This is a genomic window from Streptomyces sp. STR69, assembly GCF_024519455.1.
Classification (GTDB): domain Bacteria; phylum Actinomycetota; class Actinomycetes; order Streptomycetales; family Streptomycetaceae; genus Streptomyces.
In genome coordinates, this window is sequence record NZ_JALJRY010000007.1 from 187,479 (window position 1) to 206,121 (window position 18,643).

An 18,643-nucleotide genomic window follows, 5' to 3' on the forward strand; every position below is an offset into this window, starting at 1 on the left:
TGCGGGTTCAGTGGGCTGAACGGGTGGGAAATCCACAGCTCAGGCAAGTGATTCGAGCTCCGCGATCACGGCTTCCTCGTCCAGTGTGCCCAGTGTCCGGTCCCGCATCAGCACCCGGCCGTCCACCACCGTGTCCCGCACGTCCGCCGAGTGCGCCGCGTAGGCGAGCGTCGACCAGGGGTCGTGCAGGGGCCGCAGATGCGGTGCGCCCAGGTCGAGCACGATCAGATCGGCCCGCTTGCCCACTTCGAGCGAGCCGAGGTGCTCCCCGAGCCCCAGCGCCCGCGCGCCCTCGATCGTCGCCATCCGTACGGCCTGTTCGGCCCCGACCGCTGTCGGATCGCCGCCCGCCTTGTGCACCAACGCGGCCTGCCGCACGGCGCCCAGCACGTCCAGCGTGTTGGAGCTGACGGCCCCGTCCGTGCCCAGCCCGACGGTGACACCAGCGCTGAGCAACCGCGGCACCGGCGCGATCCCACACCCCAACTTCAGGTTCGACACCGGACAATGGGCCACCGACGTGCCCGTGCGGGCCAGCGCCGCGATCTCCGGGCCGGTCAGGTCCACGGCGTGCGCGAGCAGCAGATCGGGACCCAGCAGCCCCAGCGAGTCGAGCAACTCCACAGGCCGCTTGCCGTACTTGACCTCGACGGTGGCGACCTCGGTCGCGTTCTCCGCCGCGTGGATGTGCAGCAGCGCCCCGAACTCCCGCGCCAGGGCGGCGATTTCGACGAGCTGATCGGGGGCGAGGGTGTAGGTCGAGTGCGCGAACAGGACCGGGCGCAGTCCCGGGCGTGCCCCGCCCCGCGCCGCCAAGTCCCTTCGCGCCCAGTCGAGTCGGTCCTCGTACGCGATGCCGTCCGGCGGCTCCGGTACGTCCATGAAGGTGGGCCCGGTGTGCAGCCGCCAGCCCGCCTCCCGGGCCGCCTGCTCGGCCGCCTCGTGGAACCAGTACATGTCGAGCGCCGAGGTGACCCCGGCCCGCACGCTCTCGACCACCGCGAGCCGCACCGCCGCCGCCACGTTCTTCGGCGCCAGCAGCTCGGCCTCCCACTTCAACACCCGCTCCAGGAAGCCCTGGAGAGTGACATCGTCGGCGCGACCGCGCAGCAGGGTCATCGCGAGGTGGGTATGTGTGTTGATCAGCCCGGGCAGGACGAGACAGCCCTCGGCGTCGATCGAATCCGCAGCAGTGAAGCGTGCTTTCAGCTCCTCGGCAGGGCCTACGGCGACGATCTCGCCCTCGTGGACGGCAACTGCCCCGTCCTGTACGACAGTTCCGGCCTCGTCGACGGTCAGGACATCCCCGCCGTGCACCAACAGATCGATGCTCACGCCTCGTTCCCTTCCGCCAGCAGCCGCAGCGCCTCCAGCGAGACCACCGCACCGCGCTCGACACCGGCCGCGACGACCTCCCGGTGCGGGTCGTACCCACCAGTGGCGTCCGCGTCGACGAGTTCATCGGCGTTGGCCCCGTCGATGACCAGCACGCCACCCGCGACCAGACCCCGCAGCGAGGCCGTCACCAGCAGCGCCGACAGCTCCATCTCGATCGCCGCGAGCCCGGCGCCGTCGTAGGAGAAGAGGGGAATGAGACCGGGCTGGAAGGCGGCCCGGGTCCAGACGATGCCCCGGTGATGCGGGGCGCCGGTCTCGCGGGCCGCGCGCTGGAGGGCAAGGACCGCCTCGGGGGCGGCGACGGCCGGGTACTCGGGTGGAAGCAGTTGCTGCGTGACACCGTCGTCCCGTACGGCCGCCTCCGCGATCACCAGGTCGCCGTCGCCGATGCCGGGCTTCATCGCGCCCGCCGTGCCGAAGCGCAGGAAGGTGTGGACCCCCGCGTCCGCCAGCTCCTGGAACAGCAGGATCGCACCCGGTCCGCCCACCCCGTGCGAGGCGACGGTGACCGGCAGGCCCTTCCAACTCCCGCTGAACACACGGTATTCGCGGTGGTACGACACCTCCTCGGCACCGTCGAGCAGCGCGGCCACGGCGGCGGCACGCGCCGGGTCGCCGACGACGACCGCGTGCGCCGGAAGCCCGGTGCGCGGTATGCGGGTGATGGGCAGCAGGTCCTGTGTCATGTGGTGGCTCCGGAAGGGGAGTTGGCGGTACGGCGACGGCGGCGGGCCGTCGAGAGGAAGAGGGCGACGAGCGTCACGACGTACGGCGCGGCGTCGGTGGCCTGTTGGGGCAGGCCGACGCCCTGGAGGCGGAAGCCGGCGGCCTCGGCGAGGCCGAAGAGCAGCGCGGCGAGCAGTACGCCGACGGGGGCCGCGCGGCCGAGCATCACCGCGACGACCGCGATCCAGCCCCGGCCGGCCGTCATGTTCTCCGAGAACAACGTGACGTTGCCGAGCGCGAGTTGGGCCCCCGCGAGTCCGCAGAGGACACCGGAGACCAGCACCGCCGCGTACTTGTACTTCGCCGGACTCACCCCGAGCGTGGCCGCCGCGTCCGGTGCCTCACCGACCCCGCGCAGCCGCAGCCCCCACACATGCCGGGACAGCATGACTGCGGCGATGGCGACCGCGACGAAGGCCAGATAAGCGAGCGGGGTGAATCCACCGATCAACGGCAGCCCGGCGAGTGACGGATCGTCGAAAGTGCCCTGCACACCGAAGACCGTACGCAGAAGGAAGCTGGTCAGGCCAACTGCCAGGAGATTCATGGCGATTCCGAGAACGACCGCGTCCCCGCGCAGAGTTACCGCGCCCACGGCCAGGATCAGCGAGTACGCGGCTGCCGCGAGGGCAGCGGCGAGGACGCCGAGCCAGGCGCTGCCGGTGAACCAACTCGTGGCCACCGAGGTGAAACAGCCCATCAGCATCATGCCTTCGAGGCCGATGTTGAAGACCCCCGCCCGCTCGCACAGGGCACCGCCGAGTGCCGCCAGCAGGATCGGGGTCAGCGCGCGCAGCGCCGACATCAGCAGGTCGGAGTCGAAGAACATCACGCGGCCCCGCTTTCCTGAGTACGCCTGGTGAACCACTTCGTCGGGAAGCGGAGTCGGGCCGCGAGGAACACGATCACGATGGCCTGGAGCACCTGGGTCAGCTCGCGCGGCACCTCGGTCGTGCGCTCCATCGCCAGGCCGCCGACCGCGAGGACGGCGAAGAAGAAGGAGGCGACGACCGTGCCGAGCGGGGCTGCGGCTGCCAACAGGGCCGCCGTCAGGCCCGTCCAGGTGTAGCCGGGCGCGGTGAGCGAGCCGTCGACGAAGCGGTACGGGAAGCTCAACACCCCTATGGCGCCCACGAGTCCGGCCAGTGCGCCGGAGACGGACATCAACTTGAGGGTCAGGCCCCGGCGTTCGACGCCCGCGTAGGCGGCGAAACGGGAGTTGAGGCCCGTCATGCGGATCTCGTAGCCGAAGGCCGTGCGCTTGTCGGTGAACCAGTACCCGGCCGCCGCGAGGACGACGAGGAGCAGGCCCACCGTCACCGTCGAGTCGCCGAACGCGGGCAGTGCCACGCCGTCCGGCATTGCCCGGGTCTGGGGGAGGCTGGAGCCGGGTTCCTTGAGCGGGTAGCGCGCGAGGTACGAGGCGAGGGAGACCGCCGGGTAGCTCAGCAGCAGGCTGCTGACCAGGAGCGGGACGCCGAGACGGTTCTCGCACAGGGCGGCCAGCGCGGCGTACGCGGCGCCAGCCGCCATGCCGGCGAGCAGCGCCAGTACGACGGTCAGGGGTGCCGGCAGCGGCGAGTAGAGGCCGGTCACGGCCGCCGTGATGCCGCCGAGGACCATCTGGCCGTCGCCGCCGAGGTTGATCAGCCCGGCCCGCAGCGGGATCGCCAGCGCGAGCGCCATGCCGAGCACGCTGGTGCCGGTGCTCAGCGTGGAGCCGATGCCGTCGGCGCCGAGCGAGCCGGTGAGGACGGCACTGTAGGCGGTGAGCGGGTCCGCGCCGGTGCCGACGAGGAACAGGGCGCCGATGACCAGGCCCGCGAGCACGGAGAAGGTGATGGGGGAGCGCAGGGCTCCGGATATTCGGGTGAGTGTCATGTCAGTCGACGGCCTCCGTCGGCGCCACGGCCCCGCCCGCCATGGCGAGCCCGAGCGCTCGTTCGTCGGCCTCGTCCTTCGTGTACGTCGCCGTGACCCGGCCCTCGTACATGACCAGGACCCGGTCCGCGAGGCCCCGGATCTCGCTCAGTTCGGCGGAGACGAGGAGGACGGCGTGACCGGCGTCGCGGTAGGCGACGATCTGGTCGTGGATGTTCTGGATGGCGCCGATGTCGACCCCGCGTGTGGGCTGCTCGACGAGCAACAGCGGCGCCTCATGGGCGAGTTCGCGGCCGATCAGCAGCTTCTGCAGATTGCCGCCGGAGAGCGCGGAGGCGGGCACCTCGGGGGTGGCTGCCTTGATGCCGAAGCGTTCGATGAGCCGTCCGGCGTGGGCGCGTACGGACGCGGGCGGCAGAAGACCCTTCGCGGACAGGGACGTTCGGTGGTGGCCCATCGCGAGGTTGTCCGCGACGGTGGCCGCCGGTGCCGTACCGACCGCGTGCCGGTCCTCCGGGACGTAGGCGAGGCCTTGCGCCCGGCGCTCGGTGGCCGAGGCGTGCGTGATGTCCCGCCCCTTGAGAATCACCTGTCCGGAGGCGACCGGCCGTAGCCCGGCAAGGGCCTCGATCAGCTCGCTCTGGCCGTTGCCCGCGACACCCGCGATCCCGACGATCTCCCCGGCGCGGACGGTGAGTCCCACATCGTGGACGGCGTCCGTGGTGAGGTCTCTCACGTCCAGGACCACGTCACCGGGTGTCCCGGGTGCGTGCACCCGGTCCAGTTCGACCGCGCGGCCGGTCATCGCGGCGGCGATCTCGTCGGCGGAGGTCTCGGCGGTGACCAGGCGGGCGACCACCCGGCCGTCCCGCAGAACGGTCACGTTGTCGCTGCCTTCGAGGACCTCGCGCAGCTTGTGCGTGACAAGGATCACCGTACGACCCTGTGCGGCCAGCGACTTGAGCACCGCGAACAGGGCGTCCGCCTCGGCCGGGGTCAGCACGGCGGTCGGCTCGTCGAGGATCAGTGTGCGGGCGCCCCGGTGCAGCAGCTTCAGGATCTCCACGCGCTGGCGCAGCCCGACCGGCAACTCCCCGACCCGGGCGTCCGGATCGACGGCCAGCCCGTGCTCCTCGGCCAGCTCACGCACCCGGCGGCGGGCGGCGGCCCGGTCCACCAGGCCGAAGCGGCGCGGCTCGGCGGCGTAGACGACGTTCTCGGCGACCGTCAGCGAGTCGAACAGCTTGAAACTCTGGTGGACCATGCCGAGCCCGGCGGCCATGGCGGCGCTCGGGTCGCCGAAGGTCACCTCGCGCCCGTCGATCCGGATGGAGCCAGCGTCGGCGCGCTCCATGCCGTAGAGGATCGACATGAGGGTGGACTTGCCGGCGCCGTTCTCTCCCATCAAGGCGTGGATCTCGCCGTGTCCGACGGTCAGGTCGACGGAGTCGTTGGCGAGCGTGCCGGGGAACCGCTTGGTGATTCCCCGGAGCTCGACCGCAGGGTCAACTGGCGGCGGGGTCATCGACCTTGAGCTCTCCGGAGACGATCTGGTCGCGCAGCGCCTTGACCTTCGCGAGGACGTCCTTGTGCTGGGCGATCACGCACTTCGACGAGTCGACGCCCGTCTCCAGGCCGGTGAGGCTGATGCCGCCCTCCTTCAGGCCGTACGACACCGAGGTGCCGGTCTTGCCCGCGAGGACCTGCTCGACGCCCTTCTCCACGGCGACGTCCGTCTTCTTGATCACGTTGTCGACGACCGTGCCGGGGGAGGAGACGCACTGGTTGACGTCGACGCCGTACGCGAACGCGCCCTTGGCCTTCGCGGCCTCGAACACGCCGTAGTTGCCGGCCGCCGCAGCCGCCATGATCTGGTCGGTGCCCTTGGAGAGCAGGGAGTTGGCCTGCTCCTTGGCGCGCGCCGAGTCGTCGAACGGGGACTGGCCGCCGACGAAGCGGGTCGACGCGGACGTCTTGGCGGCGACCTTCTTGGCACCGGCCGCGAACGGGTCGCTGTAGCGCCGGAACTGGGGCGTGTCGAGCACGTCCACCGCGCCGACCTTGCCGCTCTTGCTGAGCAACCCGGCCTCGGCGCCCGCGAGATAGACACCCTCGTGCTCGCGGAAGACCGCGCAGGTGACGTTCGGATACGTCTTCGTCGTGCACGCGTCGATCATCAGGAACTGCTGCTTCGGGTGCGCCTTGGCCTGCTGGGCGACGATGTCGGCGAACTCGAAGCCGACCAGCACGATCACGTTCGGGCTCGCGTCCACGGCGGCCTGCACGTTCTGCTGCTGGGACGCGGTGTCCGTCGACTCGTAGACCTTCTCGGTCCCGTTGTGCGTCTTCGCGGCGGCCTTCACCCCGGTGACGGCGAGCTTCAGGAACTCGTTCTGCCCGACCGCGTCCGGTGTGACCAGCGTGAACGACTTCCCGCTGCTGCCGCTCGCGTTGTCCGAGGCGTCGGTCTTCGCGGCGGCGTTGCAGGCGGTGGCTGCGGTGACCATGAGCGTGGTGGCGGCGACGAGCTGCAGGGTGCGACGTGATCTGCGGAGCATGGGGACCTTCCGGGGTACGGCAAGGCGCGCTCCGGCGGGAGCGCGTGCGACCAGATGGTGAGACAGGAAGAGACGAGGGGTGGACGCGAGAGGGACAGGTCAGCGTCGACAGCAGTCGCTCGCGCAGCGGCCGTGATCGAGGAAACGGCGCATGGTCAGCAGCACACGTCCTCCTTCGTCTCGGCCTTCGGGCTGCGGGAGCTGGACTTTAACATTCGTTTTGAGACACCTGCTCGACTGTCTCGAACTGTGGTTCTTCGAGGTCATGTACGGTGTCCGACACCATCGGAACAGCAGGAGTGTCCCGTTATGCCCCAGGAATTGCGTGCGGTCGACTGGACCGGCAGCGGCCTCGCGCTCATCGACCAGACCCTGCTCCCGCATCGCCATGAGACGGTGGCTGTCCACAATGTGGACACCCTGGTCGACGCGATCCAGCGCCTCGTGGTGCGCGGCGCCCCCGCGATCGGCGCGGCCGGCGCGTACGGTGTCGCGCTCGCGATCATCGAGGGTGAGCGCGAGGGCTGGACCGAGGCCGAGGTGCGCGCGGCCGTCGCCCGCGTCCGCGAGGCCCGGCCCACCGCGGTGAACCTCATGGTGTGCGTGGACCGGGTCATGACCCGCTTCGACGAGGGCCTCGACGCGGTGCTGGAGGAGGCCGCCGCCGTCCAGCGCGAGGACGTCGCGGCCAACCGCGCGATGGGCGCCTTCGGCGCGGACTGGCTGGTCCAGAAGGTGGGCGTGGAGCGGCCGTTGAGGCTTCTGACGCACTGCAACACGGGTGCGCTGGCGACCGCCGGCTGGGGCACCGCGCTCGGTGTCATCCGCGAACTGCACGCGCGTGGGCTGGTGGAGGTCGTCTACGCCGACGAGACGCGTCCGCTCCTTCAGGGATCGCGCCTGACCGCCTGGGAGTTGGTGCAGGAGGGCATCCCGCACTACGTACAGGCAGACGGCGCCGCCGCCGGCACGATCCTGCGCGGCGAGGTCGACGCGGCCATCGTCGGCGCGGACCGCATCGCGGCCAACGGTGACACCGCGAACAAGGTCGGCACGGTCGGCGTCGCCCTGGCCTGCGCGGACGCCGGCATCCCGTTCCTCGTGGCGGCCCCGACAACCACGGTCGACCTCGCCACCAGGACCGGCGACGAGATCCACATCGAACTCCGGGGCGAGGCCGAGGTGCTGGAGTGGGCGGGAGTTCGGACGGCTCCGGCGGAATCGCGGGGCCACAACCCCGCGTTCGACGTGACCCCGGGCCGCTTGGTGACGGGACTGGTCACAGAGCGCGGCGTGTTGGAAGTATCAGCAGGCGAACTCCCAGGTGACCGCCTGAAGTAGCGGCGAGTGTGAAGTAGCGTCAAATTCCCGCGCCCCATCTTTTGTCTTTTAGGGGCGCGGGGAACTGCGCGACCAGCCCCCACCGGCCCGCAGACGAACTACTACGCTTCCCGGGGAGAGCTGAGCTCCAACTCCAGCAACCACTCAACGACTTCGGTGTGATGCCTAGCCTGCCGAGGATCCGCCCCCCACACATAAAGCCCATGGCCGGCGACAACAACGGCCGGCATCCGAGGATCCCGAGCCGCCTCCAGCCGATCCCCCAACACCTTCATGTCCTGACTGTTGACGATGACAGGCAAGGTCACCTCAACATCATGCGCAGGCTGACCGACACCCTTGAGCATCTCGACATCCTTGAACACGATCCCGCCCGGCTCCCGCCGCCCCATGGCAACGGACGCAACGGTGTGCACATGAACGACCGCACCCGCACCGGTCAACGCAGCAACACGGGCGTGCAGTTCAGCCTCGGCAGACGGCTTACCACCCCGCACGGCCGCACCAACGCCGTCCACCAACACCACATCGTCAGAAGTCAGTTCACCCTTGTCATGCCCGCTAGCAGTCACAGCCAGCCGCAGGGGATCCCGGCCCACCACCACAGACAAGTTACCGGAGGTCCCCCGCATCCAGCCGAACGAGGCGAACCGGGCGGACTCGGCGGCGAGTTGGGCCCCCGCCTCCTTCAGGTCGAGGTCACTGATCTCGGTGGTCACGTGGTGCTCCTTGAACTGGTGATGCTGATCTCGTCGAACGCCCTCGCCTGCGCGTGGTCGCCGACGCCTTGCTCGAAGTACGGCTCTCCCGGCCGCCGTACACCCACCGCGTGCCAGCCCGCGGCCACGGCCGCGTCCAACTCGCCGGGCCGGTCGGAGAGGAAGAGCAGCCGGGACGGCTCGATGCCGGTCGCCGCCGCGATACGGCGGTACGACTCCGGCTCCTGCTTGGGACCGGCGTTCTCCGTGTCGTAGAGACCGGAGACCAGCGGCAGGAGGTCGCCCTCGGGGCTGGAGGTGAACCAGGCGCGCTGCGCCGCCACTGACCCGGACGAGTAGATGTACAGCCGCAGGCCCGCCGCGTGCCAGGTGCGCAGGGCCGGTACGACGTCGTCGTAGAAGTGCGAGACGAGGTCGCCGCGGGCGAAGCCCTCGGACCAGATGATGCCCTGGAGGGTCTTGAGAGGCGTGGCCTTGCGGTCCTCGTCGAGCCAGGAGTTGAGGGTCTTCTCGATCTGTACGGCGTCGGCGTCCGGGGCGCCCGTCAGCTCGCGGACCTGCGCGATCGCCCGGGACACGGCGGGGTCGTCGGCCCGCTCGGTGAGCAGGTCGGCGAAGCGCGAGCGCGAGTACGGGTACAGCACGTCGACGACGAAACCCGTGGCGCTCGTGGTGCCCTCGATGTCGAGCACCACGGCGTCCACGGTGTACCGCAGACTCACGCGGCGGCCTTGTCCTGCTGGTAGCCCGCGTCGATCGTGTCGTAGTCGGGGAAGCGCGAGGCGATGGTCGAGCCGGTGAAGTTGCCGACCCAGCCGTCCTCCTCGTGGAAGAAGCGGATCGCGGTGAAGGCGGGCTTCGTGCCCATGTCGAACCAGTGGGTGGTGCCGCGCGGCACGCCCAGCAGGTCGCCCTTCTCGCAGTAGACGGCGTGTACTTCGCCGTTGACGTGCAGGTAGAAGATGCCGGAGCCGGAGACGAAGAAGCGGACCTCGTCATCGTCGTCGTGCGTGTGCTCCTGGAGGAACTTCGCGCGGGCGCCGGCCGCCTTCGCCGGGTACTCCGGGTCGTCGCTGGGGTGCAGACCGAGGACGTCGACGGTGGTGAAACCCTCCTCGGCGTTCAGCTTGTCGATCTCCGGGCCGTAGGCGGCGAAGACGGTGTCGCTGTCCGCGTCGGCCGGGACGTCCTCACGGATCGGCCACTGCTCGTAGCGCACGCCGATGGGGGCGAGCGCGGCGGCGATCTCGACGGGGTCGGCGGTGCGGCGCACGAGATTCTCGGGACCGGACTCGGGCCAGGTGGTGAGCAGGGTCATGGGAGCAACTCCGGAAAAGTGGGAGGGATGTCCGGATGCCGAGACGAACACCGGACCGGTGGGGGAGGCAAAGGGGGTACAGCGAGGCCCGTCGTCCCGGGTCGGGGCCGGTTATGTGATGGTAACCGCCGTCGATGACCAGGCCTGATGTGACGTAGTCGTTGTCTCACCAGCTGAGAAACCGCTTCCATCCCTTTGACCAATGGCTGAAATCATTCTCATGATCTCCCTATGAAGACGCTGCTGCTCGTGCGGCGGCTGTACGTGGACTTGCTCCGGTCGACCACAGCCAGCTGTCGCTGACCACATCCGGAGCCCCGCGAGCCTTTCGTGCCGCGGTCCACCACCCGTTCCGCGGTGGCTGATTCCTTTTCCCACGCTCCGGGTCACGCATGCCCGTTCTTCACCCCTTCTGCACCACCTTGCACCTGGAGCCCCTCATGTCCCGCACCCGTGTCCCCCTCGCCGCGCTCTCGCTGGCTTCCGCCTCGGCCCTTCTCCTCGCGGGCTGCTCCCAGTCCAGCGACGCGTCGAAGACCACCGCCGACACCGCCGCCTCGGCCTCGGCCGCCACGGGCAAGAAGCCGGCCCCCTTCAGCAAGGGCACGGTGAAGGTCGCGCTCGTACGGCAGAGCGGCGCCGGCGACTACTTCGAGCAGTGGGGCAACGGCGCCAAGGCGCAGGCCAAGGCCCTCGGCGTCGACCTGACCGTGTACGACGCGCAGGCCGACAACGCCAAGCAGGCCACCGACCTGTCCTCGGCCATCAACTCCGGCGCGCAGGCGATCATCATCGACCACGGCTTCCCGTCGACGATCCAGCCCGAGATCGACCAGGCGGTGAAGAAGGGCATCAAGGTCGTCGTCTACGACGTCGACCAGACCAACAAGTCCGTGATCAGCACCGAGCAGGACGACGCCAGCATGGCGCAGGCCGTCCTCGACGTGATGGCCAAGACGGTCGGCAAGAGCGCCAAGGTCGGCTACGTCAACGTGGCCGGCTACGCGGCCCTCGACAAGCGGAACACCGTCTGGGCGAAGGAGGTCGCAGCCCAGGGCTGGAAGCAGCAGTTCAAGGTCGGCAAGGTCACCGACTCCACGGCCACCGACAACGTTCCCCTGGTCTCCGCCGCGCTCACCCAGCACTCCGACGTGGTGGGCGTCTTCGCCCCCTACGACGAGCTGGCCAAGGGCACCGTCCTCGCCGTCCAGAACAAGAAGCTCCAGAGCAAGGTGAAGGTCTTCGGCGCGGACGTCTCCAACGCCGACATCCAGAACATGACCGCCGCCAACAGCCCGTGGGTCGCCACGGCCGGCACCGACCCGTCCGCCGTCGGCGCGGCGGTCGTCCGTACGGCCGCCCTCGAACTGGCCGGTCAGCTGAACAAGACCTCGGTCGACTTCCCGGCCGTCGCCATCACCCAGGACTTCCTGCGCAAGAACAAGATCCAGAACATGGACCAGCTGCGCGCGGCGCTGCCCGCCCTGAACCTCTCCAAGGTGAGCACCGCCGACTGGATCCCCAATGTCGCCCACTGACACGGCCGTTGACGCCGCGGTCTCGCTCCGCGACGTCAGCATGGCCTTCGGCGGCAAGACGGTGCTGGCCTCCGTCTCGCTCGACATCGCACCGGGCAGCGTGGTCGCGCTGCTGGGTGCGAACGGCGCCGGAAAGTCCACGCTGATCAAGATCCTGTCGGGCGTGCACACGGACCACGGCGGGGAGGTGCGGGTCGCAGGGGAGCCCGCAGCTCTCCAGTCCCCGTCCGCCGCCCGGCAGTTGGGCATCCAGACGGTCCACCAGCGGATCGGCGAGGGCATCGTGCCCGGCCTCTCCGTCGCCGAGAACCTGGTCTTCGAGGAGCTGGCCCAGCGCCGCGGCAACCCGTTCCTGAACGGCCGCCGTGTCCTGGCGCGCGCCCGCGAGATCCAGGCCGCGCTGGAACTCGACTGGAGCGACGCCGTGTTGCGCCGGGACGTCACCGAACTCGGCATCTCCGACCGCCAGTTGCTCATCCTGGCCCGCGCCCTCGCCACCCGCCCCCGGCTGCTCGTCCTCGACGAACCGACCTCCGCCCTCTCCGCCGCCGAGGCGGAGCGGCTCTTCGCCCTCGTCGAGAAGATGCGTGACGACGGCATCGCGGTCCTCTACGTCTCCCACCGCCTCGGCGAGATCGACGCCCTCGCCGACCGCCTGGTCGTACTGCGGGACGGCCGTCTCACCGAGGACCAGGTCAAGCCCTTCGACTGGGACAGCGCCCTGCGCGCAATGCTCGCTCAGGCCCACGAGGTGACGACGGCCCGCCCGCAACGCAGCGGCGAGCACGGGGACGTCGTCCTCGCCCTGCGCGGCGTCCAGCTCTTCGAGGGACGGGCACCCCTGGACCTCGACCTCCGCGCCGGTGAAGTCACCGGTGTCGTAGGCCTGTTGGGCGCGGGCAAGACGGAACTCGCCCGCGGCCTGTTCGGCGCCGAGCCCTTCACCACCGGCACGGTCGCGCTCGACGAGCTGCCCTACACGCCCCGCCGCCCGGCCGACGCGATCCGCGCCGGCGTCCACCTCGTCCCCGAGGACCGGCACGCCGACGCGCTCGTCCCCGGCTGGTCGGTGGCGCAGAACATCTCGCTGCCGTTCCTCAAGTCCCTGTCCCGGGGCGGACTCGTGAACACGGGCAAGGAGGACGCCCTCGGCCGCGAGACCATCGACGCCCTCGGGGTCGTCGCCCGCGACGAGCACAGCACGGTGGAGGAACTCTCCGGCGGCAACCAGCAGAAGGTCGTCGTCGGCCGCTGGCTCGCGCACACTCCCCGTGTCCTCATCCTGGACGAGCCGTTCCGAGGCGTGGACATCGGCGCCCGGCGCGACATCGGCCGCCGCGCCCGCGCGCTGGCCGCCGAGGGAGCGGCGGTACTCGTCCTCTCCGCCGACGTGGACGAGGTCCTGGAGATCGCCGACCGGGTCGTCGTCCTCGCGGCCGGCGAGGTCCACCTCGACGCGTACGGCGAAGACGCGGAACGCGACCGCGTGATCCAGACCATCTCGGCGTCCGTGTGACCCCGGCCCACTCAGGAAGTACGCCATGACCACCACCCAGAGCCCCGAGGCCGCACCGAAGGCGACGGCGGCGCCCGCCGTCTCCACCGCCGCGCTCGTGCAGAACGCCGTCATCAAGTACGGCTTCATCTTCGTCACCGTCGCGCTCTTCCTGTACTTCGCGCTGAGCGAGGGCTCCTTCCGCGAGTCGGCGACCCTCCTCGACACCCTCCGGTACGTCTCCGTCGCCGCGATCCTCGGCCTCGGCGTCACCCTCACCATGGCCGTCGGCGGAATGGACATGTCCGTCGGCGCGGTCGCCGGGCTCGGTGTCACCGTCGCCGCCAAGACGATGGTGACGTACAACCAGGTCGGCACGGTCGCGATCCTCGCCGTGATCGCGGCGGGCGCGCTGGCCGGACTCCTGAACGCCCTGCTGATCGTCGTCATGAAGATCCCGGACATGCTGGCCACCCTCGGCACCATGTTCGTCATCCAGGGCACCAAACTCATCCTGGTCGACGGCCAGTCCATCTCCGCAGGCATGACCCAGTCGGACGGCACCACCGCCCCCGGCAAGTTCACCGCCGGCTTCCTCCGCATCGACCGCGGCACGCTGCTCGGCATCCCCGTCTCGGTGGTGATCTTCGGCGCGCTGACGGTCGTCGCCTGGGTGTTCCTGGCCCGCACCCGCTGGGGCCGCGTCCTCTACGCCATCGGCGCCAACCCGGAGGCCTCCCGCCTGGCGGGCATCCGCGTCGGCGCGTACCGGGCCCTGGCCTACGTCCTCTCCGGCGTCCTCGCCTCCATCGGCGGCCTGATCCTGGCGTCCCGCATCGGCCAGGGAGACGTGAGCGCGGGCACTTCGCAGCTGCTGGAGGCGGTCGCGGTCGCCCTGGTCGGCACCTCGGTGCTGGGCCGGGGCCGCCCGAACGTCTGGGGCACGGCGCTCGGAGCCGTCCTCATCGGCATCATCACCACCGGTCTGACGATCAAGGGCCTGCCCTACTACACCCAGGACGTCGTCGAGGGCGCGGTCCTCATCCTCGCCCTGGTCTTCAGCTTCACCCTGTCCAAGCGCCGCACCGCATAAGGAAGTTCGAGGAGTTCGTACGATGGGCTACCGCATCCTGGAGACCGACGACATCCCGGCGTACCTGCACGAGCGCGGCCACTGGGCGGACGTGACCGACATCCACGTCCGCGAGGTGTCGGACGGCAACATGAACCGGGTGTTCCTCGCCTCGAACGCCGACGGCAGCCACAGCCTCGCCGTCAAGCAGGCGCTGCCGTGGGTACGGGTCGCCGGGCCCTCCTGGCCGATGAGCCCCGAGCGCGCCGACGCCGAGGCCCGTGCCTACGAGCAGGTGGCCCGCGTCGCCCCCGACAAGATCCCGTCGATCCACGGCTACGACGCCGACAACTACGCCCTCGTCATGGAGGACATGTCCGACCTGGAGGTCCTGCGCACGGTCCTCAACGAGGGTACGTCGTACGGTCCCGACACCTCGGCGCGGATCGGCGAATTCGTCGCCCAACTCGCCTTCGCGACCAGCGACTTCGGCATGGAGTCCGCCGACCGCAAGGCGCTGATCGCGGCCTCGGTGAGTCCCGAGCTGTGCAGGATCACCGAGGACGTGGTGCTCTCCGAGCCGTACATCGAGCACGAACACAACCACTGGCTCCCGGAGTTGACGGACCTGGCCGCCGACTTCCGTGCCGACGCCCGCCTGCGCACGGAGGTCGCGGACCTCCGGTACACGTTCATGACCAGCGCGCAGGCCCTCCTCCACGGCGACCTGCACACCGGCAGCGTCATGGTCGGCGAGCGCGAAGGGGCCCCGGTGGTACGGGTCTTCGACCCCGAGTTCTCCTTCGTCGGCCCGATCGGCTACGACCTCGGCCTGTACTGGGCCAACGTGCTGGTGTCGGAGGAACGGGCGCGTGCGCTGGGCACGTTGTCCGACCACGGCGACCAACTCCGGCTGTCCTGGGAGGCGTTCGAGACCGAGTTCCGGCGCCTGTGGCCGAGCCGCGTCGACACCTTCTTCGACGACGCCTTCCTCGACCGCTTCCTGTCCCGCGTCTGGACCGACTCGGTCGGTTACGCCGGCACGGAGATCGTCCGCCGCATCATCGGCTTCGCCCACCTGACCGACCTGACGACACTGCCGGATCCGGTGCCGGCGTCCCGGCGGGCACTTCTGCTGGGCCGCGAACTGATCGTGCGTCGCGGGGAATTGAGCAACGTGGAAGCTGTAAGAGCGGTAGCAGAGGCGCCCTGAAGGGGCGCGGGGCTGTGTCGGTGTGCGGCTCCGCCGCGTGGGCGCGCCAAGTCCCCACTCAGCCGCACACGACACACAACCCGTCGCGGCACGTCGAAGGGGCGGTTCCTCCACCAAGGAACCGCCCCTTCAACGTCGTACCGCCTACTTCTTGTCGAGCAGATCCTGCACCTTCGCCCGCACCTCGTCCGTGGCCAGCCCGCGGATCGTCAGGGTCGTGCGCCGCCGCAGGACGTCGTCCTGGGTCTCGGCCCACTCGTGGTCGCGGGCGTAGACGACCTGCGCCCAGATCTCGGGGGCGTCGGGGTGGACGCGCTGGCCCAACTCCGGGTTCTCGTTGGCGAGTCGGGCGATGTCGAAGGCCAGCGAGCCGTAGTGCGTGGCCAGGTGCTTCGCCGTGTCGGCCGCCATGCGCGGGCCCGGCGCCGGGTTGTCGACCAGGAGACGGTGGGCGACCGCGCGCGGGTTGGCCACACCCGGCAGCGGGAGCTTCTTGGGGAGGGAGGAGATCGGCTCGAAGTCCTCGCCGAGCGGGCGGCCGGGAAGGGCCTCCAGCTTCTCCATGACCGTACGGCCGATGTGCCGGAACGTGGTCCACTTGCCGCCCGCCACGGACAGCATGCCGCCCTTGCCCTCGGTCACCACCGTCTCGCGCTTGGCCTTCGCCGTGCTGCCGGGGCCGCCGGGCAGCACGCGCAGACCGGCGAAGGAGTACGTGATCAGGTCACGGGAGAGCTGCTGGTCACGGACCGAGAACGCGGCCTCGTCCAGGATCTGGGATATGTCCTTCTCGGTGACCGAGACGTCCGCCGGGTCGCCCTCGTACTCCTCGTCGGTCGTGCCGAGCAGCAGCATGTCCTCCCAGGGGAGGGCGAAGGTGATGCGGTACTTGTCGATGGGGGTCGCGAGCGCGGCCTTCCAGGGGGAGGTGCGCTTCAGGACCAGGTGTGCGCCCTTGGAGAGGCGGATCGAGGGGGCCGCGTTCGGGTCCTCCATCTTGCGGAGGTGGTCGACCCAGGGGCCGGTCGCGTTGAGCACCAGGCGGGCGCTCACGCCGAACTCGTCGCCGGAGGTCGCGTCGCGCAGCTCCGCGCCGGTCACCCGGCCCTGGGTGAAGCGCAGGCCGGTGACCTGGGCGTGGTTGAGGACGACCGCGCCCGCCTCGACGGCCGCGCGGACCGTCATCAGCGCCATGCGGGCGTCGTTCATCTGGTCGTCGCCGTACACGGCCACGGCCTTGAGGTTCTGGGTGCGCAGCTCGGGCACGTCCTGCGCCGCCTTGGCGGGGGACAGGAGGTGGCCGACGCCGTCGCCGAACGCGGAGAGCGCGGAGTAGGCGAAGACGCCCGCCCCGAGCTTCGCCGCACCGTGCGGACCGCCCTTGTACACGGGGAGGTAGAAGGTGAGCGGGTTCGCCAGGTGGGGGGCCACCTGGCGGGACACCGCACGGCGTTCGAAGTGGTTCTCCGCCACCAGCTTCACCGCGCCGGTCTGCAGATAGCGCAGACCGCCGTGGAGGAGCTTGGAGGAGGCGGAGGAGGTGGCGCCGGCGAAGTCGCCGGCGTCGACCAGGGCCACCCGCAGCCCGGACTGCGCGGCGTGCCAGGCGGTGGAGATGCCCAGGATGCCGCCGCCGATGACGAGGAGGTCGTACGTCGCCTTGGAGAGCTGCTCCCGGGTCTCGGCCCGGCTCGGGTTCGAGCCGGAGGCCGGGTGCGTACCGAGGGCAGGCACGGACTGCAGGGTGGACTGACTGGTCATGTGGGGTTCTTACTCCTCGTCGTCGAGCCAGCCCATGGTCCGCTCCACGGCCTTGAGCCAGCTCTTGTACTCACGGTCGCGCTTCTCCGCGGCCATGTTGGGGGTCCACTCGGCGGCCCGGCGCCAGTTGGCACGCAGGTCGTCGGTGCTGGTCCAGAAGCCGACGGCCAGACCGGCGGCATAGGCGGCGCCGAGGCAGGTGGTCTCGGCGACCATCGGGCGCACCACGGGGGCGTCGACGAAGTCCGAGAGCGTCTGCATCAGCAGGTTGTTGGAGGTCATGCCGCCGTCGACCTTGAGCGCGGCGAGCTCGACGCCGGAGTCCTTCGTCATGGCGTCCGTGATCTCACGGGTCTGCCAGGCGGTGGCCTCCAGGACGGCACGCGCGAGGTGCGCCTTGGTGACGTACCGGGTGAGGCCGGCGATCACACCGCGGGCGTCGGAGCGCCAGTACGGGGCGAACAGACCGGAGAAGGCCGGCACGAAGTAGGCGCCGCCGTTGTCCTCGACCGAGAGCGCGAGAGTCTCGATCTCGGCGGCGGTGGAGATCAGGCCCATCTGGTCGCGCATCCACTGCACCAGTGAACCGGTGACGGCGATCGAGCCCTCCAGGGCGTAGACCGGCGCGTCGTTGCCGATCCGGTAGCCGACCGTGGTCAGCAGGCCCGAGTAGGAGTTGATGATCTTCTCGCCGGTGTTCATCAGCATGAAGGTGCCGGTGCCGTACGTGGACTTGGCCTCGCCCTCGGCGAAACAGGTCTGGCCGAACAGGGCCGCCTGCTGGTCGCCGAGCGCGGAGGCGACCGGGATGCCGCCGAGCAGCTCGCCGAGGCGCCCGCCGGTGACCTCGCCGTAGACCTCGGCGGAGGAGCGGATCTCCGGGAGCATGTTCAGCGGGACGCCGATGGACTCGGCGATCTTGTCGTCCCATGCCAGGGTGTGCAGGTTCATCAGCATGGTGCGGGAGGCGTTGGTGACGTCGGTGTAGTGCTTGCCGCCGTTGACACCGCCCGTCAGGTTCCAGATGACCCAGCTGTCCATGGTGCCGAAGAGGATGTCGCCCGCCTCGGCGCGCTCGCGCAGGCCCTCGACGTTGTCGAGCAGCCAGCGGGCCTTGGGGCCGGCGAAGTAGCTCGCCAGCGGCAGGCCGGTCTCGCGGCGGAAGCGGTCCTGGCCGACGTTGCGGCCCAGCTCCTTGCAGAGCGCGTCGGTGCGGGTGTCCTGCCAGACGATGGCGTTGTGGACGGGCTCACCGGTGTTCTTGTCCCACAGCAGCGTGGTCTCACGCTGGTTGGTGATGCCGATGGCCTTGATGTCGTCGCGGGTGATGCCGGCCTTCTCGATGGCGGAGGCGACGACCTCCTGGACGTTGGTCCAGATCTCGGTGGCGTTGTGCTCGACCCAGCCCGGCTTCGGGAAGATCTGCTCGTGCTCCTTCTGGTCGACGGAGACGATACGGCCGTCCCGGTCGAAGACGATGCAGCGGCTGGAGGTCGTGCCCTGGTCGATGGCCGCGATGAACGGTCCGGCGGTGTGCGCGTCGGTCACTGTGTGCTCCTGAGGGGTTCCGTGGTCGTGAGGACTGGTTCTACGACTGCTTCAGTGCTTGGAAGTGCTTGGAAT

16 protein-coding genes are annotated in these 18,643 nt (G+C 70.0%); 5 read left to right on the forward strand and 11 right to left on the reverse strand.

The features are described from left to right. Positions 1 to 39: 39 nt before the first annotated feature. Genes OC490_RS15080 through OC490_RS15105 form a run of 6 tightly spaced genes read right to left on the reverse strand, consistent with a single transcriptional unit; the run spans position 40 to position 6,563 of the window. Positions 40 to 1,335, reverse strand: a complete 1,296-nt coding sequence (locus tag OC490_RS15080; protein ID WP_262058426.1) for an amidohydrolase — start codon at positions 1,333 to 1,335, stop codon at positions 40 to 42. Then, a complete protein-coding gene (locus OC490_RS15085) occupies positions 1,332 to 2,084 on the reverse strand; it encodes a nucleoside phosphorylase (protein WP_262058427.1) in 753 nt (250 codons plus the stop codon). Before OC490_RS15085 ends, OC490_RS15080 begins: the two co-directional genes overlap by 4 nt. Next, positions 2,081 to 2,953 carry an ABC transporter permease gene (locus tag OC490_RS15090; protein ID WP_262058638.1) on the reverse strand — a complete coding sequence of 291 codons (873 nt, stop codon included), beginning with the start codon at positions 2,951 to 2,953 and terminating at the stop codon, positions 2,081 to 2,083. The genes OC490_RS15085 and OC490_RS15090 overlap by 4 nt, the downstream gene beginning before the upstream one ends. Next, the gene (locus OC490_RS15095; RefSeq protein WP_262058428.1) at positions 2,953 to 4,005 is read right to left on the reverse strand and encodes an ABC transporter permease; all 1,053 of its coding nucleotides are present in this window, start codon (positions 4,003 to 4,005) and stop codon (positions 2,953 to 2,955) included. The genes OC490_RS15090 and OC490_RS15095 overlap by 1 nt, the downstream gene beginning before the upstream one ends. A gap of 1 nt (position 4,006) precedes the next feature. Further along, entirely contained in the window at positions 4,007 to 5,530 is a 1,524-nt protein-coding gene (locus OC490_RS15100) for an ABC transporter ATP-binding protein (RefSeq protein ID WP_262058429.1), read from the reverse strand. Next, positions 5,511 to 6,563 carry a BMP family ABC transporter substrate-binding protein gene (locus OC490_RS15105; protein WP_262058430.1) on the reverse strand — a complete coding sequence of 351 codons (1,053 nt, stop codon included), beginning with the start codon at positions 6,561 to 6,563 and terminating at the stop codon, positions 5,511 to 5,513. The genes OC490_RS15100 and OC490_RS15105 overlap by 20 nt, the downstream gene beginning before the upstream one ends. Positions 6,564 to 6,872: 309 nt before the next feature. On the opposite strand from OC490_RS15105, the gene mtnA reads away from it, so the two are divergent. After that, entirely contained in the window at positions 6,873 to 7,904 is a 1,032-nt protein-coding gene (gene mtnA, locus OC490_RS15110; protein ID WP_262058431.1) for an S-methyl-5-thioribose-1-phosphate isomerase, read from the forward strand. A 101-nt stretch (positions 7,905 to 8,005) separates the two neighbouring features. On the opposite strand, the gene mtnB is transcribed toward mtnA, so the two are convergent. From mtnB to OC490_RS15125, 3 genes are read right to left on the reverse strand one after another with little or no spacing between them, the layout of a single operon-like run. Continuing rightward, positions 8,006 to 8,623: a methylthioribulose 1-phosphate dehydratase gene (mtnB, locus tag OC490_RS15115; RefSeq protein ID WP_262058432.1), complete on the reverse strand. Its 618-nt coding sequence runs from the start codon at positions 8,621 to 8,623 to the stop codon at positions 8,006 to 8,008. Next, positions 8,620 to 9,345, reverse strand: a complete 726-nt coding sequence (gene mtnC / locus OC490_RS15120) for an acireductone synthase (protein WP_262058433.1) — start codon at positions 9,343 to 9,345, stop codon at positions 8,620 to 8,622. The genes mtnB and mtnC overlap by 4 nt, the downstream gene beginning before the upstream one ends. Then, a complete protein-coding gene (locus OC490_RS15125; RefSeq protein WP_262058434.1) occupies positions 9,342 to 9,941 on the reverse strand; it encodes a 1,2-dihydroxy-3-keto-5-methylthiopentene dioxygenase in 600 nt (199 codons plus the stop codon). Before OC490_RS15125 ends, mtnC begins: the two co-directional genes overlap by 4 nt. Positions 9,942 to 10,381: 440 nt before the next feature. On the opposite strand from OC490_RS15125, the gene OC490_RS15130 reads away from it, so the two are divergent. Genes OC490_RS15130 through mtnK form a run of 4 tightly spaced genes read left to right on the forward strand, consistent with a single transcriptional unit; the run spans position 10,382 to position 15,259 of the window. Further along, complete coding sequence (locus tag OC490_RS15130; protein WP_262058435.1) at positions 10,382 to 11,479, forward strand: substrate-binding domain-containing protein; 1,098 nt, start codon at positions 10,382 to 10,384, stop codon at positions 11,477 to 11,479. After that, a complete protein-coding gene (locus OC490_RS15135) occupies positions 11,466 to 12,995 on the forward strand; it encodes a sugar ABC transporter ATP-binding protein (RefSeq protein ID WP_262058436.1) in 1,530 nt (509 codons plus the stop codon). The genes OC490_RS15130 and OC490_RS15135 overlap by 14 nt, the downstream gene beginning before the upstream one ends. A gap of 25 nt (positions 12,996 to 13,020) precedes the next feature. Continuing rightward, a complete protein-coding gene (locus tag OC490_RS15140) occupies positions 13,021 to 14,067 on the forward strand; it encodes an ABC transporter permease (protein ID WP_262058437.1) in 1,047 nt (348 codons plus the stop codon). A 22-nt stretch (positions 14,068 to 14,089) separates the two neighbouring features. Next, positions 14,090 to 15,259, forward strand: a complete 1,170-nt coding sequence (mtnK, locus tag OC490_RS15145; protein ID WP_262058438.1) for an S-methyl-5-thioribose kinase — start codon at positions 14,090 to 14,092, stop codon at positions 15,257 to 15,259. Between the two features lie 144 nt (positions 15,260 to 15,403). On the opposite strand, the gene OC490_RS15150 is transcribed toward mtnK, so the two are convergent. Beyond that, positions 15,404 to 17,020 carry a glycerol-3-phosphate dehydrogenase/oxidase gene (locus OC490_RS15150; RefSeq protein WP_262058439.1) on the reverse strand — a complete coding sequence of 539 codons (1,617 nt, stop codon included), beginning with the start codon at positions 17,018 to 17,020 and terminating at the stop codon, positions 15,404 to 15,406. Between the two features lie 9 nt (positions 17,021 to 17,029). Continuing rightward, positions 17,030 to 18,568, reverse strand: coding sequence for a glycerol kinase GlpK (gene glpK, locus OC490_RS15155; RefSeq protein WP_200709375.1), 1,539 nt, complete (start codon positions 18,566 to 18,568; stop codon positions 17,030 to 17,032). Positions 18,569 to 18,643: the final 75 nt, after the last annotated feature.

What these genes read in the sequence shown, in the direction of transcription:
- mtnK (WP_262058438.1), top strand. Translation starts at nt 14,090, where the DNA reads ATGGGCTACCGCATCCTGGAGACCGACGACATCCCGGCGTACCTGCAC.
- OC490_RS15100 (WP_262058429.1), bottom strand. Translation starts at nt 5,530, where the DNA reads ATGACCCCGCCGCCAGTTGACCCTGCGGTCGAGCTCCGGGGAATCACC.
- OC490_RS15095 (WP_262058428.1), bottom strand. Translation starts at nt 4,005, where the DNA reads ATGACACTCACCCGAATATCCGGAGCCCTGCGCTCCCCCATCACCTTC.
- OC490_RS15090 (WP_262058638.1), bottom strand. Translation starts at nt 2,953, where the DNA reads ATGTTCTTCGACTCCGACCTGCTGATGTCGGCGCTGCGCGCGCTGACC.
- OC490_RS15150 (WP_262058439.1), bottom strand. Translation starts at nt 17,020, where the DNA reads ATGACCAGTCAGTCCACCCTGCAGTCCGTGCCTGCCCTCGGTACGCAC.
- OC490_RS15105 (WP_262058430.1), bottom strand. Translation starts at nt 6,563, where the DNA reads ATGCTCCGCAGATCACGTCGCACCCTGCAGCTCGTCGCCGCCACCACG.
- OC490_RS15140 (WP_262058437.1), top strand. Translation starts at nt 13,021, where the DNA reads ATGACCACCACCCAGAGCCCCGAGGCCGCACCGAAGGCGACGGCGGCG.
- OC490_RS15135 (WP_262058436.1), top strand. Translation starts at nt 11,466, where the DNA reads ATGTCGCCCACTGACACGGCCGTTGACGCCGCGGTCTCGCTCCGCGAC.
- mtnA (WP_262058431.1), top strand. Translation starts at nt 6,873, where the DNA reads ATGCCCCAGGAATTGCGTGCGGTCGACTGGACCGGCAGCGGCCTCGCG.
- OC490_RS15125 (WP_262058434.1), bottom strand. Translation starts at nt 9,941, where the DNA reads ATGACCCTGCTCACCACCTGGCCCGAGTCCGGTCCCGAGAATCTCGTG.
- OC490_RS15085 (WP_262058427.1), bottom strand. Translation starts at nt 2,084, where the DNA reads ATGACACAGGACCTGCTGCCCATCACCCGCATACCGCGCACCGGGCTT.
- OC490_RS15130 (WP_262058435.1), top strand. Translation starts at nt 10,382, where the DNA reads ATGTCCCGCACCCGTGTCCCCCTCGCCGCGCTCTCGCTGGCTTCCGCC.